Source organism: Hymenobacter psychrotolerans DSM 18569 (assembly GCF_900142395.1).
GTDB lineage: Bacteria > Bacteroidota > Bacteroidia > Cytophagales > Hymenobacteraceae > Hymenobacter > Hymenobacter psychrotolerans.
In genome coordinates this window covers 1-14821 of sequence record NZ_FRAS01000028.1, presented here as the reverse complement: position 1 = coordinate 14821, position 14821 = coordinate 1, and the positions used below count along the sequence as shown (strand labels likewise).

Genomic DNA, 14821 nt, shown 5'->3' with positions numbered 1-14821 from the left:
CCTGATGAAGAGTTTTGCTGAAGTATGCGCCCCGGGTGTGTGGCCCGGACTGCGGCGGGCGGCCCTGCTTCTCGCCTTTCTGGTAGCGTACCTTCCTCTCAGCTTCGGGGCCCACAGCCTGCAAGCCGAAACGCAGCCGGCAGAAAGCGCGGCAGTCGGCCGGCTCCCGGCCCAGGCCGCCCGGGCCTACGCCGAGCTACTGAAGCTACGGCCCGGCCCGGCCCGGCAACTGCTCCGCGCGGAGCCCGCGCGCGCCGCTGCTACCCTGCTCGTGCAGGACTGCATCGACTTCACGGAGCTGATGCTCAGCCAGGATGCCACCCGCTACGAGGCCACAGTTGCGGCCCAGGATACCCGGCTGGAGCTGCTCGAGAGAAGCGCGGAGCGGAGCGCCCTGCGCGACTATGCGCGGGCCGAAATCCGGCTGCACCAGGCGGCGGCTCAGGTGACGTTTGGGCATGAGGTGCAGGGCGCCTGGAGCCTGCGGCAGGCCTACCAGCAGATGCAGGCCGTAGTGAAGCGCCACCCGACCTACTTGCCGGCCCGTAAAACCCTGGGGCTGATGCAGTTCTTTATTGGCTCGCTGCCGGAAGGCTACCGCTGGTTTCTGAAGCTGCTGGGCCTGCCGGGCAGCGTGGAAGCGGGCCTGAGCAACCTGCGCGCCGCTGCCCGCCAGCCCAACGACTTTCAGCCCGAAGCGCGTATTCTGCTGGCGCTGGTGGAAGAAACCTACTACAAGAAGCCGGCGGAGGCCCTGGCTCTGGTTACGCGCCTGCAACAGCAGCAGCCCGACAACCTGCTCTACTCCTATCTGCTCATCAGCCTCAATAAAAAGCAGCACCGCACCGATGCTGCCCTGGCGGCTTACCGCGGCCGTCCCACCAGCCCGGGCTATGTGGCCCTGCCCTACCTGCACCACATGGCCGCCGACCTACTGCTCTACCAGGGCCAGTATGCGGCCTCACGCCGCGAAAACGAGCTTTTTTTGCGCGACTACCAGGGTCAGCACTACCGCAAGGATGCCTTCTTCAAGCTGTACCTGGCGGCCTGGCTGGGCGGTGAGGCGGCAGCGGCTGAACAGTACCGGCGCCAGATAGATGCCGGCGGCCGCACCGTAATAGAGGAAGATACCTACGCGCAGCGCTTCTTCGATGGCCGGCAGCCGCTCAACCGCCTGCTCACCCGGGCGCGCCTGCAGATTGACGGCGGCTATTACCGCGAGGCGCTGACCACGCTCGATGCCTTCCGCAGCACGGCCGCCACGCCCCTGCGCGACCAGCTGGAAGCGCCCTACCGCCGCGCCCGTGCCTGGCATCTGCTTGGCCGCCCCGACTCCGCCCGCCTGCTGTACGCCCGCACCATTGCGCTGGCCGGCAACGCGCCCTACTATTTTGCGCCGCAGTCAGCGCTGCAGCTCGGCTATCTGTATCAGGCTGATGGGCAGACGAATACCGCTAAAGTATATTTCCGCAAAGCCCAGAGCTACCCCCGGCACGAGTATAAGAACAGCACCGACACCAAAGCCAAGCTGGCCCTGAAGGAGCTGGAATAAGCCACTTTGCCCCTGGAGTAGACGCAGCCGCTCCGTGGGCTGTACCGATTGGCCCGGACAGTGGCGGGCAGCGCCTATTTTTGCACTGTGCTTACGATTCCACTTACCGAGCTTCCCCCCGATTTCCGGGCCCGGGCCCTGCGCTGGGCGGCCGGCTTCGCGCAGTGCGCCTACTATGAGCACAACGACCTGGCGTATCCGGCTGGCCCATTCGACCGGCTGCTGGCCGTAGCCCCGGCCTCGGCCGATGCCCCGCGCAGCCTGTCCGAACTACGCGCGTGGCTGGCGGCCTTACCAGCTGGGGTTCCCGGCTGCGGCTGTATCAGCTACGAAGTCAAGAACGAAATTGAGGCCTTACAGAGCGCCAATGCCTCGGGGCTGATGTGGCCGCAGCTGCATTTTTTTCGTCCTCAGACGTGGCTTCGCTGGCACTCTGAATCGATTGAGCTACACGGCGATACAGCGGGTGTGCTAAAGGACATTCTAGCTACTGCGCTGCCCGCGCTTCCGGCCCCGGCCGTGCCAGCCATGCGCCCGCGCATGCCCAAGCCCGACTATCTGCGGGCCGTGGAAGATGTGCGCGAGGACATTCTGAACGGTGAGGTGTACGAGCTGAATCTGTGCCAGGAGTTTTATGCCGAAAACGTAGCACTGGACCCGGTAGACGTGTTTCTGCGCCTGAATGCCGCTTCTCCCGCTCCGTTTGCCGGCTTCTTCCGCCACCACGACCATTTTCTGCTCTGCGCCTCGCCCGAGCGGTTTCTGGCCCGGCGCGGGTCGGCTGTTATTTCGCAGCCCATCAAAGGCACCATCCGGCGCGGCAACACGCCCACCGACGACGAGCTGCAGCGCCACACCCTGCTGCACGATGAAAAGGAGCGCGCCGAAAACCTGATGATTGTGGATCTGGTGCGCAACGACCTGGCCCGCGTGGCGCAGACCGGCACTGTGCAGGTGCCTGAATTGTTCGGGCTGTATCCGTTCCGGCACGTCTGGCAGATGATTTCGACGGTACAGGCCGAGCTGCGCCCCGAGGCAGACCTGGTAGACGTGCTGCGCGCCACCTTCCCGATGGGCTCGATGACCGGCGCGCCAAAAATCCGGGCCATGCAGCTTATCGAGCACTACGAAGGCACCCGGCGCGGCCTCTACAGTGGCAGCATCGGCTACGTGTGGCCCGGCGGCGACTTTGAGTTCAACGTCGTCATCCGCAGCCTGCAGTATCGCCAGGACACCGGCTACCTCAGCTTCCAGGTCGGCTCGGCCATCACCTACGACTCGGTGCCGGAGCGCGAATACGAGGAATGCCTGCTCAAGGCCCGCGCCATTCTGGACGTGCTGGGCGCGGTGGTGGAGTAGTGGATTGGCGGAATGGTGGAATGGTGGAGTAGTGGATTTACATGAACAACCCACTATCCCGCCACTCCGTCAAGCCGCCGCTCGAATTCCTGCAGAAACTGGCCCACGTGGTAGCCATCGGCCAGGGCGTGGTGCACGTTTACGGCCACGGGCATCCAGATGGCGCCGTTTTCCTCGTAAAGCTGGCCGAAGGAAATCTTGGGGCAGCTGTCGGGGTGGCGGAAGCTGCGGGCGTGAGTGAGCCCGCTGAAGCGCACCCACGGAATGGCCGAGCAGTGCAGCACGTCGGGGCGGGCAGTGGTGTCGCTCAGGCGCAGGCCGGTGCTGGCCTGCGTGGCCGCTACTTCCGCCTGGGCAGCCGCCACAAAACCCGTCAGATCTTCGTTCTGCTCGATAAAGGAAAAGGCAAACGTGTGGTCGGGGCGGCCCAGCGTGGCAGAAGCGTGCACCCGGTCATATAGGTACACCTGCCCGTCCTCGATGCGGGTACGAAACTCCGGTACCGCGTTGGCTGCTTCCACGGCGTGGTAGAGGTAGTACAGAAAAAACGGCACGCCCAGCCGCTTGGCTTCGGCCTGGGCTCCGGTGCAGTTCACCGGCGCTACCAGCCCGAAAAACGGCTCTTCTAAGGCGGAGAAGAAAGCAAAATGCTCCCGGCGGTTCCAGGTGGCAAGGTCTATCGGCTGTTTCATGGGTGGCAAGTTCGGTAACTTTGGGGCCGTTTTCCGACGCTGTTTTTCCCGCTGCTGCTACCATGCCTGATCCTCATCTTATTGCCTTCGACGCCGACGACACGCTGTGGTCGAACCAGCCCCACTACGACCAGGTAGAGGCCCGGCTGCTGGAAATTCTGGCCCATTGCGGCGACCCGGCCCGCATCAATGCCCACCTCCACGAGGTGCAGCGCCAGAACATGAAGCTGTTCGGCTACGGCGCTAAGCCGTTCATGCTTTCCATGATTGAAACGGCCATCCAGCTCACCGATGGCGCCGTAACGGGCCACTACATCCAGCAGATCCTGGATCTGGGCAAAGACCTGCTACGCTACCCCATCGAGCCGCTGCCCGGCGTGGTGGAAGTACTGACGGAGCTGCGCCGGCGCGGCCACCGCCTCATGGTGCTCACCAAAGGCGACCTGCTCGACCAGGAAAGCAAGCTGGCTCGCTCCGGCCTGGGCGAGCTGTTCGACCACGTCGAAATTGTAAGCGAAAAGGACGAAGCCACCTACCAGCGCCTGCTGGCCCGCTACAACGCCCTGCCCGGCGAGTTCGTGATGATCGGCAACTCGCTTAAATCCGATATCCTGCCCGTGGCGCAACTCGGCTTCAGGGCCATTCATATCCCGTTTCACGCCACCTGGGTGTTCGAGCGCCTCGATCCTGAGCAGCTGGTGGGCGTGGAGTTTCACGCCATTACGGACCTGCGCGAGTTGCTGGACTACCTGCCCTGAAGTAGTCCGGCGGGCAGCTAGGCAGTACCGCGCCGCGTAGCAGCCCGGCTGTTGGATATACGCTGATTTCTCCTGATTCCGTCTCTGCCATTCTGTCATTTTCGGCCTGAAAATCCTACCTTTGCCCTTCTCCGAACCGTGAAGCTGACGCCGCTAAGGCCTTTTGAAATGTCCCAACCGCTGATTACGCTCGATTTCCTGGACATCCCCACGCTGCCCACCCCGGCTGCGGATGCCACCACCCACGCCCACGAGCCCTCCGGCGAAGTGCGCGTGAATCCTGCTACCCGTACCGGCCGCTCGCGCAAGCTCTACATGGAGAGCTATGGCTGCCAGATGAACTTCTCTGACTCCGAAATCGTGTCGAGCATCCTCTTCAACGAGGGATTCGACACGACCGAGGACCTGGCCGGTGCCGACCTGGTGCTGCTCAACACCTGCTCCATCCGGGAGAAGGCTGAGCAGACCGTGCGCATGCGTCTCAAGCAGATCAACAGCCACAAAAAGCGCAACCCGGCCATGCTGGTGGGCGTGCTGGGCTGCATGGCCGAGCGCCTGAAAAGCAAGTTTCTCGAAGAAGAGAAGCTCGTGGATCTGGTAGTGGGCCCCGATGCCTACCGCGACCTGCCCCAGCTGATCCAGCAGGTAGATGGCGGCCAGAAAGCCGTGAACGTGCTGCTGAGCCGCGAAGAAACCTACGCCGACATCACGCCGGTGCGCCTGAACTCGAACGGCATTACGGCCTTTATCAGCATCATGCGCGGCTGCGACAACATGTGCTCCTTCTGCGTCGTGCCCTTCACGCGGGGCCGTGAGCGGAGCCGCGACGCCCACAGCATTGTGCACGAAGCCGAAGCGCTGGTGGCCCAGGGCTACAAGGAAGTGACGCTGCTTGGCCAGAACGTGGATTCCTATAAGTGGGCTTCTGCAGATGGCCTGGAGCAGGTAAACTTCGCGCAGCTGCTGGAGCGCGTGGCCAATATCAGCCCTGAGCTGCGGGTGCGCTTCTCCACTTCGCACCCCAAGGACATCACCGACGAGGTGCTGTTCACGATGGCGCGGCACGAAAACATCTGCAAATACATCCACTTGCCCGCCCAGAGCGGCAACTCGCGGGTGCTGGCTCTAATGAACCGCACCTACGACCGGCCCTGGTATGAAGAGCGGGTGCAGGCCATCCGCCGCATCCTCGGCGACGACTGCGCCATCAGCACCGACATGATTTCGGGTTTCTGCTCCGAAACCGAGGAAGAACACCAAGACACGCTCACCCTCATCGACTTTGTGCAGTACGATATGGGCTACAACTTCTTCTACTCGGAGCGCCCCGGCACGCTGGCCGCCCGCAAGCTGGAAGATGATGTGCCGCTGGAAATCAAGAAGCGCCGTTTGCAGGAAGTCATTGACCGTCAGCAACTACACGCCCGTGCCCGCTACGCCCGCATGGTCGGCCGGGTGCACCGGGTGCTGGTAGAGGGCCGCTCCAAACGCTCAGAAGAGCAGATGAGCGGCCGCAACAGCCAGAACCAGGTGGTCATCTTCCCGAAAGGCACCGCCCGCAAAGGAGACTACGTGAACGTGCTGGTTACCAACACCACCGGAGCCGCACTGCTGGGCGAGCTGGTGGACTAGCTGCCGGTTATTGGCTGCTAGAGGATGAGGCAATTTCTTTCGCCTGCCTGAAAATAAACCACCCTCGCTTTTCGTCTACCCTACGAAAACCCTCCTGACTTGACACCTTCCGAGATACAATCTATAAAGCAGCGCTTTGGCATTATCGGCAATGCGCCTTCGCTGAACTACGCCATTCAGGTAGCGGCGCAGGTAGCTCCCACCGACATGACGGTGCTGATTTCAGGTGAAAGTGGCTCCGGCAAAGAGTCGTTTTCCAAGATTATCCACGCCCTGTCGCCGCGCAAGCACGGGCAGTTCATTGCCATCAACTGCGGCGCCATTCCGGAAGGCACCATCGACTCGGAGCTGTTCGGCCACGAAAAAGGCTCGTTTACGGGGGCGCAGGAAGCCCGCAAAGGCTATTTCGAGGTGACCAACGGCGGCACCATCTTTCTCGATGAAATCGGCGAGATGCCGCTCGGCACCCAGGCCCGCCTGCTGCGCGTGCTCGAAAACGGCGAGTTTATCCGGGTCGGCTCCTCGAAAGTACAGAAGACGGATGTGCGTGTAGTTGCTGCTACCAACGTAAATCTGCTGGATGCCGTGCGCGAAGGCCGCTTCCGTGAGGACCTCTACTACCGCCTGAATACCGTCCCAATTACAGTTCCACCACTGCGTGAACGTGGCGACGACATCTACTTACTATTCAGGAAGTTCGTTACAGACTTTGCAGACCGCTACCGCGTGAAACCCATCACGCTGACGCCCGAGGCAGTGCAGGAACTACAGCGCTTCCGCTTCCCCGGCAACATCCGCCAGCTCAAGAATGTGGCCGAGCAAATGTCGGTGCTGGAAACGGACCGCGACGTAGACATGCGCCGCCTGCGCCAGTACCTGCCCGTGGAGCAGGCCAGCCAGCTTCCCATGCTGCTGCACGCCGCCGGCCCCGATGCGGCCGGCAACGGCTACTCGGAGCGCGACCTGCTCTACAAGGTGCTCTTCGACATGCGCCGCGACATGACGGACCTCAAGAAGCTGGTGCTGGAGCTGGCCGCCGGGCAGCGCCCGCAGGACTCGCAGGAGCTGCTGCGCCAGAACAGCCATCTGTTCACCAACCTCAACGCCGCCCCTTACGAAGGTGCCCGCCCCCTGCGCCAGCCTTCCCCCGATGGCGGCGCTACGGAGTACATCCTCACGCCCGGCGCCCTTGATGACGCCACCGATTACGAGGAAGACGAGGATGCCCAGCGGGTGGAAGACATTCCGCACGAAACCGAGGAAGAAACGCTGAGCCTGGAAGCCAAGGAAAAGGAAATGATTCTGAAGGCGCTGAAGAAGCACCACAACAAGCGCAAATACGCCGCTCACGACCTGGGAATTTCGGAGCGCACGCTCTACCGCAAGCTAAAGCAATACGACCTTGAACAAGCATAATCAGGTATCGAAGGCCGCTTTCTGGGTGCTGGGGCTGTTTCTGCTGCTGGGCGTGCAGGGCTGCAAGGTGTACTCGTTCACCGGCACCACCCTCGACCCGACCGTGAAGACCATTTCCATTGCCACCTTCCAGAATACGTCCAGCAACGGGCCTTCCTTTCTGGCGCAGCGCTTCACCGAGGATTTCAAGGACTATTTTCAGCGCAATACCTCGCTCAAGTTGGTACCGCGCGACGGAGACCTGCAGTTTGAGGGCGCCATCACGGCCTACGACTTCGCGCCGGCGGCCATCCAAAACCAGAACGGCATCGACCAGGCCGGCGTAAACCGCCTCACGATTCAGGTCCGGGTGAAATTCATCAACACCAAAGACCCCGCACAGGATTTCGAGCAGACGTTCCAGAGCAACGGCGACTTCACGGCCACGCAGGACATTACCCAGATCAACAACGACCCTACCGCCACGCGCCGCATCACGCAGAACATCATCACTGATGCCTTCAACAAATCGGTGGCGAACTGGTAGCGCTGGCGCGGTTACCTGCCTAAATTGCCGTATTGTTGCGCCCCGCTGGTTAGCAGGCCGGAAGCTGATACTGCCCTGCCTCCTGACGACACCTTTGCCACTCAAGTAGTTACCCAATGACCCGTGCGTCGCTGTTACATATTCTGGACCATGTAGGCCGGATTTCAGAAGCCGAAGTCCGGGAGCTGGAACAGTTGGCGACGACTTTTCCGTATTGCCAGACGGCGCACGTGCTGCTGGCCAAGGCCGCTCATGACCGGGGCAGCATGCTGGCCAGCCAGCGCCTGCGCCGGGCCGCCACCTACGCCGCCGACCGGCAGTTGCTGCGCCAGTTGCTGGAGCAGCCTGCTCAGGAGCCGACTGCCTTGCTGGCGGGAGATATTGCCCAGAGCTTGCCCGAAACCACCGGCACCCGCCAGGCAGCCCTGCCAACCGGCACCGCCACGGCTTTTTTCCAAACCCTGGACCCCGAGGACGTGCAGGCGCTGGAAGTAGCCGATAGTTCCGACGAGTCCGCTTCGCCGGCCCCGGAGCTTTCTACTCCGGAGTCTGCCGCAGAAGAGGATACTACTCCAGAGGCCTCACTTACAGCTTCAGCAGAAAGTCGTCAGGCCCCGGAATCGGAAGGAACAGGCATCGAACATCCGGAGCAAGACCGCGACACCGCAGAGGCAGGGCCTCTTCTTCCTACCGCTGCAGAAGCTGCCGAAACCCCTACCGAGGGGCCGCTGACCGAGTCAGCAGAAGCCCCTGCCCCTCTTACGGCAGCGCCCGAAACCGCCCTGCCTGTTGCTGCAGTTCCGGCAATAGCAGCGCCAACAGACGATTCTACTATTACTGAATCTGCTTCGGAAATAAACCCGCCAGCCGCAGCTTCTACAGGGCCGCAGAGTACAGCTGTACCGGCCGAACCAGAGCCGGAAGAGTTGCTGCCCGCCACCGCACCACCCATTCGGCCCCCAGCAGAAGCGGGCATTTCCCGCTTTGAGTTTGGGCTGGACGCCTCTGCTACTCCGGCTGCATCTGCGCCATACCAGCTGCCCGGGGTTGAGGAGCAGGAGGAAGAGCCGCACGAAATACCCGTTGCCCGGGAAGCTTTTCCCTCTTTTCTTGCCGATAGTGAGCTGGCATATGCACTGCTGGGGGGCGGCAGCCGCCTGGGCTATGCGCTGCAGATGCAGGATGGCGAGTTGACCTCCGCCCTGCCCGCCGGCGAATTCTTCGCGCCTGACGCACTGCTGCACGCTTATGGTGCGGCTCATCGCCCAAAAGTTGCGCCCAGTTCGTCTTCGCTGGACCTGATTAACCGTTTCCTTAAAAATCAGCCCCGGTTGAAGTCGCCGGCAGTCCGGCTTTCTCTGGCCGAGGAGCAGACCGACTTATCGGTGCGCAGCACCAGCGCGGCCCCGCAGCTGGCCTCCGAAAGCTTGGCTAAAATCATGGTCCGGCAGGGCAAAATAGACAAGGCCATTGAAATATATGAACGGCTCATGATGCGGCAGCCGGAAAAAAGCGCGTACTTTGCCGACCAAATTCAACAACTGCAAACTCCGGAGTAGATGTACACTGCACTCATTATTCTAATCATTTTCGTGTGTGTGCTGCTCGCCCTGGTGGTGCTGGCGCAGAACCCCAAAGGCGGCGGGCTGTCGAGCCAGTTCGGCTCGGGTGGCGCGGCCAACCTGATGGGCGTGAAGCGCACCGGCGACCTGCTGGAAAAGCTCACCTGGGGCTTTGCTATTGCCCTGATGGTATTCACGCTGGGCACCCACGTGCTCAACGGCACCACTGATGCCGGTCCCGGCCGCAGCATCAACCAGCAGAAGGCCATGGAAACCCGCCTGCCTGCCGCTCCGGCTCCTACAGCGCCCGGCGCTGCAGCCCCGGCTGCCACTCCCGGCACCGACGCTGCTCCGGCTCAGCAGCCAACTCAGGCTCCCGCCGAAGCTCCCGCCCCGGCCAACTAGACTCCCCTACCTGAAATGCCAAAACGGCGGCTTCCTGCATAGGAAGCCGCCGTTTTCTTTTCCGACCACTTCACCAGTGGAGCTGAACTGGTGCAGCAGGAAGCCCGCAATAATGCACGTTGCGCGCTCCGCTATTCCCTTACCTTCGCCCCGTCGGGGGCCGCATAGTAGGCTGGGCTGTCACTTTTTTCTGACACGTTTGGCAGTTCCATGGAACAAGCTGACGCATTTTCGGCCTCTTTGCCGCCCATTCTGTCAGGTTTGGCGGGCTGGCACAAGAAGTGCAGGACCGCCGACACCATCCTGTTTCAAGTAAACCTTTCAACCAAAACGTACAATATGTCGCTTAGCATCAAACCGCTGGCTGACCGCGTCATCGTCGCGCCGGCCGCTGCCGAGGAAAAAACCAAATCGGGCATTATTATCCCCGACACGGCCAAGGAAAAACCTCAGCGTGGTGAAGTAGTAGCCGTAGGCGAAGGCAAAGTAGCCGACAACGGCACTACCATCAAGCCGCAGGTAAAAGCAGGTGACCAGGTGCTCTACGGCAAATATGCCGGCACTGAAATTACGGTAGACGGCCAGGACTACCTCATCATGAAGGAGTCGGACATCTTCGCCGTACTGTAAGCCTCTCTTTTTTCTCTACGAATTCCAAACATCTGAATAACTGATGGCTAAGAACATCCAATTCGATACCGACGGCCGCGACAAGCTGAAACGCGGCGTAGACAAACTGGCGAATGCCGTGAAAGTAACCCTCGGTCCGAAAGGCCGCAACGTGGTTATCGACAAGAAATTCGGCGCGCCGAGCATCACCAAGGACGGTGTGACGGTAGCCAAAGAAATTGAGCTGAGCGACCCGGTAGAAAACATGGGCGCCCAGCTGGTGAAGGAAGTAGCTTCCAAAACCGCTGACCAGGCCGGCGACGGCACCACCACGGCTACCGTACTGGCCCAGGCCATCTACGCGGCCGGCTCGAAGAACGTAGCCGCCGGTGCCAACCCCATGGACCTGAAACGCGGTATCGACAAGGCAGTAATTGCCGTGGTTGCCAACCTGAAAGCCCAGTCCAAGAAGATTGAAAACTCGTCGGAAATTGCCCAGGTAGGCGCTATTTCGGCCAACAACGACATGGAAATCGGCAAAATGATTGCCGACGCTATGGACAAAGTGGGCAAGGAAGGCGTTATCACCGTGGAAGAAGCGCGCGGCACCGAAACCGAAGTAAAAACGGTGGAAGGCATGCAGTTTGACCGCGGCTACCTCTCCCCCTACTTCGTGACCAACCCGGAGAAAATGGAGGCTGAGTTCGACAACCCCTACATCCTCATCTACGACAAGAAGGTGAGCACCATGAAGGAGCTGCTGCCCGTGCTGGAGCAGGTTGTTCAGACCGGTAAACCCCTGGTTATCATCTCCGAAGACGTGGACGGCGAAGCCCTGGCTACGCTGGTAGTAAACAAGCTGCGTGGCTCGCTGAAAATCGCGGCCGTGAAAGCTCCCGGCTTCGGCGACCGTCGCAAGGCGATGCTGGAAGACATTGCCGTTCTGACGGGCGGTACGGTTATTTCGGAAGAGCGCGGCTACAAGCTGGACAGCGCTACGCTGGAGTACCTCGGTACGGCTGAGAAGGTTATCATCGACAAGGATAACACGACCATCGTAAACGGCAAGGGTGAGAAGGAAACCATCACCGGCCGTATCAACGAAATCAAAGCCCAGATCGGCACTACCACTTCCGACTACGACAAAGAGAAGCTGCAAGAGCGTCTGGCCAAGCTGTCGGGCGGCGTAGCTATCCTCTACATCGGCGCTTCTACGGAGGTGGAGATGAAGGAGAAGAAGGACCGCGTAGACGATGCCCTGCACGCTACCCGTGCAGCCGTTGAAGAAGGCGTAGTTCCCGGCGGCGGTGTAGCACTGGTGCGTGCGCTGGACGCACTGGACGCAGTTGACACCCTGAACGGCGACGAGCGTACCGGCGTGAACATCATCCGCACGGCCATCGAAGCTCCCCTGCGGACCATCGTGGCTAACGCCGGTGGCGAAGGCTCGGTAGTAGTGCAGAAGGTGCGCGAAGGCCAGGCCGACTACGGCTACAACGCCCGCGAAGACCGTTACGAAAACCTGATGGCCGCTGGTATCCTCGACCCCACCAAGGTTACGCGTCTGGCTCTGGAAAACGCCGCTTCTATTGCCGGCCTGCTCCTGACCACCGAGTGCGTTATTTCGGATGAGCCGGAGGATGACAAAGGCGGCGCTGGTGCTCCCGGCAACGCCATGGGCGGCATGGGCGGCATGATGTAATCAGACCGCTGGTGGCCCAACATAAGCCGTTAGCCCATAAGAAAAGCCCCGCCGGACATTGGTTCGGCGGGGCTTTTCTTATGTATCTAAACAAGCATCGGTCCGATGCCGGAGGCGTCCGACCGGTTGCCGTTCGCGCCGCCTGAGCCGCCCACGTGAAAAGCGCACCTACCTTTTAAGCTAAGCCCAACGATGTAGACCGAAAGCGTTTCCTCTTCTTCCTATTCCCGGAAAGTATCAGGCTGGGGTGGGCGACAGCACGAAGCCAGCCGGCCGGACGCCTGCTTAGCTACCACACAAAAAGGCCCCACTAGCGTTGCCAACGGGGCCTTTTTGCTTACCAGAACGGAATCCGTGCAATCCGAAAAATCCGTCTAAATCCGTGGTCTAGCCGCGGCCGTGCATCATGTGGAACAGTTTCTTGGCAATGGCAATCAGAATCAGGCCCGCCAGAATAACGAATCCGGCAATCAGGCCGAACACGGTCAGAGCGCCCAGTTCTTCCACGTAGGCCGCAATGTAGCCGCCCGCAATCTGGGCCACGAAGGGCGCCAGGAACCACACGCCCATCAGCATAGACGTAAGCGCGGCCGGCGACAGGCGCGACACCATAGACAAGCCCACCGGCGACAGACACAGCTCCCCGATTGTGTGGAAGAAATAAGTGGCTATCAGCCACCAGATGCTGGCTTTGATGGTCTGGTCGGCTACGTCGCCGCCGCGCTCCATTGCCGCGCCTACCATGAACAGGAAGCCGACACCCAGCAGCACCATGCCCAGTCCCATCTTCACGGGAATGCTCAGGTCTTTGCCACGACGGCCCAGATACACCCACAACGCAGCTACCGGCGCGCCCAGCAGCACAATGAAGCCGGCATTCACGGACTGGAACCACGACGTCGGAATCAGGAACCCTGCTACCTCACGGTTGATATACTTATCAGTGTAGAGCGTGAGGGAAGAACCGGCCTGCTCGAAACCAGCCCAGAAGAACACCACAAACAGCGTGATAATGAAGATAACGGCCATGCGGTCGGTTTCTTCCTTAGTTAGCGGCGCTTTGGCTACGGTCTTGTCTTCGTTCCGGCCTTCCGGATACATGCCCACGTCTCCCAGGAAACGTTTGCCCAGCAGGTTGAAGGCCAATTGGCCCACCAGCATACCTACACCGGCGGCCAGGAAGCCATAGCGGAAGCCGTAGCTGGCCACCTGCTCCACGCCGTTCACCACGGTTTTGGTCGCGAAGAGGTCTTCGGCGAAGTAGCCGCACACGAGCGGCGCCAGAAACGCGCCCGTGTTGATGCCCATGTAGAAAATAGTGAAAGCCGCATCCCGGCGCGGGTCGCCCTGCTCGTAGAGCTTGCCTACGATGGTAGAGATATTCGGCTTAAAGAAACCGTTGCCCAGAATCAGCAGCAGCAGGCCCAGCATTGTGGGCCAAGGCAGCCCAAAGAGGGCACCCTCCGTCGACAGAGCCGGCTGCATGAACAGGAAGAACTGCCCCAGCGCCATCGTCAGGCCGCCAATCAGGATAGCCCGGCGTTGCCCGATGTACTTATCGGCCAGCCAGCCCCCGATGATGGGAGTCAGGTAGACGAAGCCGGTGAAGTAGCCGTAAATCAGCGAAGCGCTGGCAGCACTGATGCCCAGGCCGCCTTCCATTGCTGTTTTCGAGAGGTAGAGCATGAGCAGGCCCCGCATACCGTAGTAGCTGAACCGTTCCCACATTTCCGTAAAAAACAATAGGTAGAGGCCGGGGGGATGACCTTGCTGCGTACTAGGCTGCTCCTGAATGGCGGAGGTAGTTTGCATGAACGGGAAAAAGAAGAGGTGATTGGGAAAAAGCCGCCGGCTGCAACCGCACGGAGGTTGGTAAAGCTACAAAAGTTTCTCAACCCCCGAACAGGCGCCTCTATCGGCCATTCGGTGCCGGGCACGCAAGGCAACTGCATATCGGCTGCCAGCGAATTTTCGCGGTATTTCTACCGGCAACGTTGCCGGACCGCGGTTTTGCCTATTTTTGTCCTATCATTCCCCATTTTCCCACCCAATTTCCGTTTCCGGCTTTTGCTATGCTAGATTCCGCCGCCAACGCCCGCCTTACTACCCTGGGCCTCACCGGGGCCGCGCAGGTGCACCTGAACCTCACGCCCGAGCAGCTCACCGCGCACGCGCTGCGCCGCCACGAAGGCGTGCTCACCGACACGGGCGCGCTCATGGCCGACACGGGCGCCTTCACCGGCCGCTCGCCCAAGGACCGCTTCATCGTGAAAGATGCCGGCACGCAGGACAGCGTCTGGTGGGGCGACATCAACATCCCCTTCCCCGAGGACAAGTTCGAGCAGCTGCACCAGAAAATGGCGGCCTACCTGGCTGATAAGGAGCTGTTCGTGCGCGAGGCCTACGCCGGCGCCCACCCCGACTACCAGCTCAAGCTGCGCGTTGTGAACGAGCTGGCCTGGCACAACCTGTTCTGCTACAACATGTTCCTGCGCCCCGCAGCCGGCGCCGACACGAGCTGGACGCCGGACTTCTCCATCATCTGCGCCCCGGGCTTCGAGGCCGACCCGGCCACCGACGGCACGCGCCAGAAGAACTTCGCCATCCT

At 61.1% G+C, this 14821-nt stretch carries 13 protein-coding genes; 11 read left to right on the top strand and 2 right to left on the bottom strand.

Annotation, left to right across the window (positions count from 1 at the left end):
• Positions 1–4: 4 nt before the first annotated feature.
• Positions 5–1552, top strand: a complete 1548-nt coding sequence (locus BUE15_RS18535) for a tetratricopeptide repeat protein (RefSeq protein ID WP_084549174.1) — start codon at positions 5–7, stop codon at positions 1550–1552.
• Positions 1553–1639: 87 nt separating this feature from the next.
• Positions 1640–2911 (top strand): aminodeoxychorismate synthase component I, encoded by a 1272-nt coding sequence (gene pabB, locus BUE15_RS18530; RefSeq protein ID WP_084549173.1) that lies wholly within the window; start codon positions 1640–1642, stop codon positions 2909–2911.
• A 53-nt stretch (positions 2912–2964) separates the two neighbouring features.
• Here the strand turns inward: pabB and BUE15_RS18525 are convergent, their stop codons facing one another.
• The gene (locus tag BUE15_RS18525; RefSeq protein WP_073288345.1) at positions 2965–3603 is read right to left on the bottom strand and encodes a chloramphenicol acetyltransferase; all 639 of its coding nucleotides are present in this window, start codon (positions 3601–3603) and stop codon (positions 2965–2967) included.
• Between the two features lie 62 nt (positions 3604–3665).
• Here BUE15_RS18525 and BUE15_RS18520 point away from each other — a divergent pair, with 62 nt between their 5' ends.
• From BUE15_RS18520 to groL, 8 genes are all read left to right on the top strand, one after another.
• Complete coding sequence (locus BUE15_RS18520; RefSeq protein ID WP_073288343.1) at positions 3666–4361, top strand: HAD family hydrolase; 696 nt, start codon at positions 3666–3668, stop codon at positions 4359–4361.
• A gap of 168 nt (positions 4362–4529) precedes the next feature.
• The gene (gene miaB, locus BUE15_RS18515) at positions 4530–5993 is read left to right on the top strand and encodes a tRNA (N6-isopentenyl adenosine(37)-C2)-methylthiotransferase MiaB (protein ID WP_073288340.1); all 1464 of its coding nucleotides are present in this window, start codon (positions 4530–4532) and stop codon (positions 5991–5993) included.
• A 99-nt stretch (positions 5994–6092) separates the two neighbouring features.
• Positions 6093–7409 carry a sigma-54 interaction domain-containing protein gene (locus BUE15_RS18510; protein WP_073288338.1) on the top strand — a complete coding sequence of 439 codons (1317 nt, stop codon included), beginning with the start codon at positions 6093–6095 and terminating at the stop codon, positions 7407–7409.
• Positions 7396–7935 (top strand): LptE family protein, encoded by a 540-nt coding sequence (locus tag BUE15_RS18505; RefSeq protein ID WP_244535981.1) that lies wholly within the window; start codon positions 7396–7398, stop codon positions 7933–7935. Before BUE15_RS18510 ends, BUE15_RS18505 begins: the two co-directional genes overlap by 14 nt.
• Before the next feature lie 116 nt (positions 7936–8051).
• The gene (locus tag BUE15_RS18500) at positions 8052–9494 is read left to right on the top strand and encodes a hypothetical protein (RefSeq protein WP_073288337.1); all 1443 of its coding nucleotides are present in this window, start codon (positions 8052–8054) and stop codon (positions 9492–9494) included.
• Complete coding sequence (gene secG / locus BUE15_RS18495) at positions 9495–9902, top strand: preprotein translocase subunit SecG (protein WP_073288335.1); 408 nt, start codon at positions 9495–9497, stop codon at positions 9900–9902.
• 339 nt (positions 9903–10241) lie between these two features.
• A complete protein-coding gene (groES, locus tag BUE15_RS18490) occupies positions 10242–10532 on the top strand; it encodes a co-chaperone GroES (RefSeq protein WP_044017500.1) in 291 nt (96 codons plus the stop codon).
• 43 nt (positions 10533–10575) lie between these two features.
• Positions 10576–12213 (top strand): chaperonin GroEL, encoded by a 1638-nt coding sequence (gene groL / locus BUE15_RS18485; protein ID WP_073288333.1) that lies wholly within the window; start codon positions 10576–10578, stop codon positions 12211–12213.
• 387 nt (positions 12214–12600) lie between these two features.
• Here the strand turns inward: groL and BUE15_RS18480 are convergent, their stop codons facing one another.
• Positions 12601–14025 (bottom strand): peptide MFS transporter, encoded by a 1425-nt coding sequence (locus BUE15_RS18480; RefSeq protein ID WP_073288332.1) that lies wholly within the window; start codon positions 14023–14025, stop codon positions 12601–12603.
• A 260-nt stretch (positions 14026–14285) separates the two neighbouring features.
• On the opposite strand from BUE15_RS18480, the gene BUE15_RS18475 reads away from it, so the two are divergent.
• Positions 14286–14821 (top strand): phosphoenolpyruvate carboxykinase (ATP) (locus BUE15_RS18475; protein ID WP_139252419.1); only part of this gene is annotated, 536 nt, incomplete at its 3' end.

What these genes read in the sequence shown, in the direction of transcription:
- BUE15_RS18500 (WP_073288337.1), top strand. Translation starts at nt 8,052, where the DNA reads ATGACCCGTGCGTCGCTGTTACATATTCTGGACCATGTAGGCCGGATT.
- miaB (WP_073288340.1), top strand. Translation starts at nt 4,530, where the DNA reads ATGTCCCAACCGCTGATTACGCTCGATTTCCTGGACATCCCCACGCTG.
- groES (WP_044017500.1), top strand. Translation starts at nt 10,242, where the DNA reads ATGTCGCTTAGCATCAAACCGCTGGCTGACCGCGTCATCGTCGCGCCG.
- BUE15_RS18480 (WP_073288332.1), bottom strand. Translation starts at nt 14,025, where the DNA reads ATGCAAACTACCTCCGCCATTCAGGAGCAGCCTAGTACGCAGCAAGGT.
- groL (WP_073288333.1), top strand. Translation starts at nt 10,576, where the DNA reads ATGGCTAAGAACATCCAATTCGATACCGACGGCCGCGACAAGCTGAAA.
- BUE15_RS18520 (WP_073288343.1), top strand. Translation starts at nt 3,666, where the DNA reads ATGCCTGATCCTCATCTTATTGCCTTCGACGCCGACGACACGCTGTGG.
- BUE15_RS18525 (WP_073288345.1), bottom strand. Translation starts at nt 3,603, where the DNA reads ATGAAACAGCCGATAGACCTTGCCACCTGGAACCGCCGGGAGCATTTT.
- secG (WP_073288335.1), top strand. Translation starts at nt 9,495, where the DNA reads ATGTACACTGCACTCATTATTCTAATCATTTTCGTGTGTGTGCTGCTC.
- BUE15_RS18535 (WP_084549174.1), top strand. Translation starts at nt 5, where the DNA reads ATGAAGAGTTTTGCTGAAGTATGCGCCCCGGGTGTGTGGCCCGGACTG.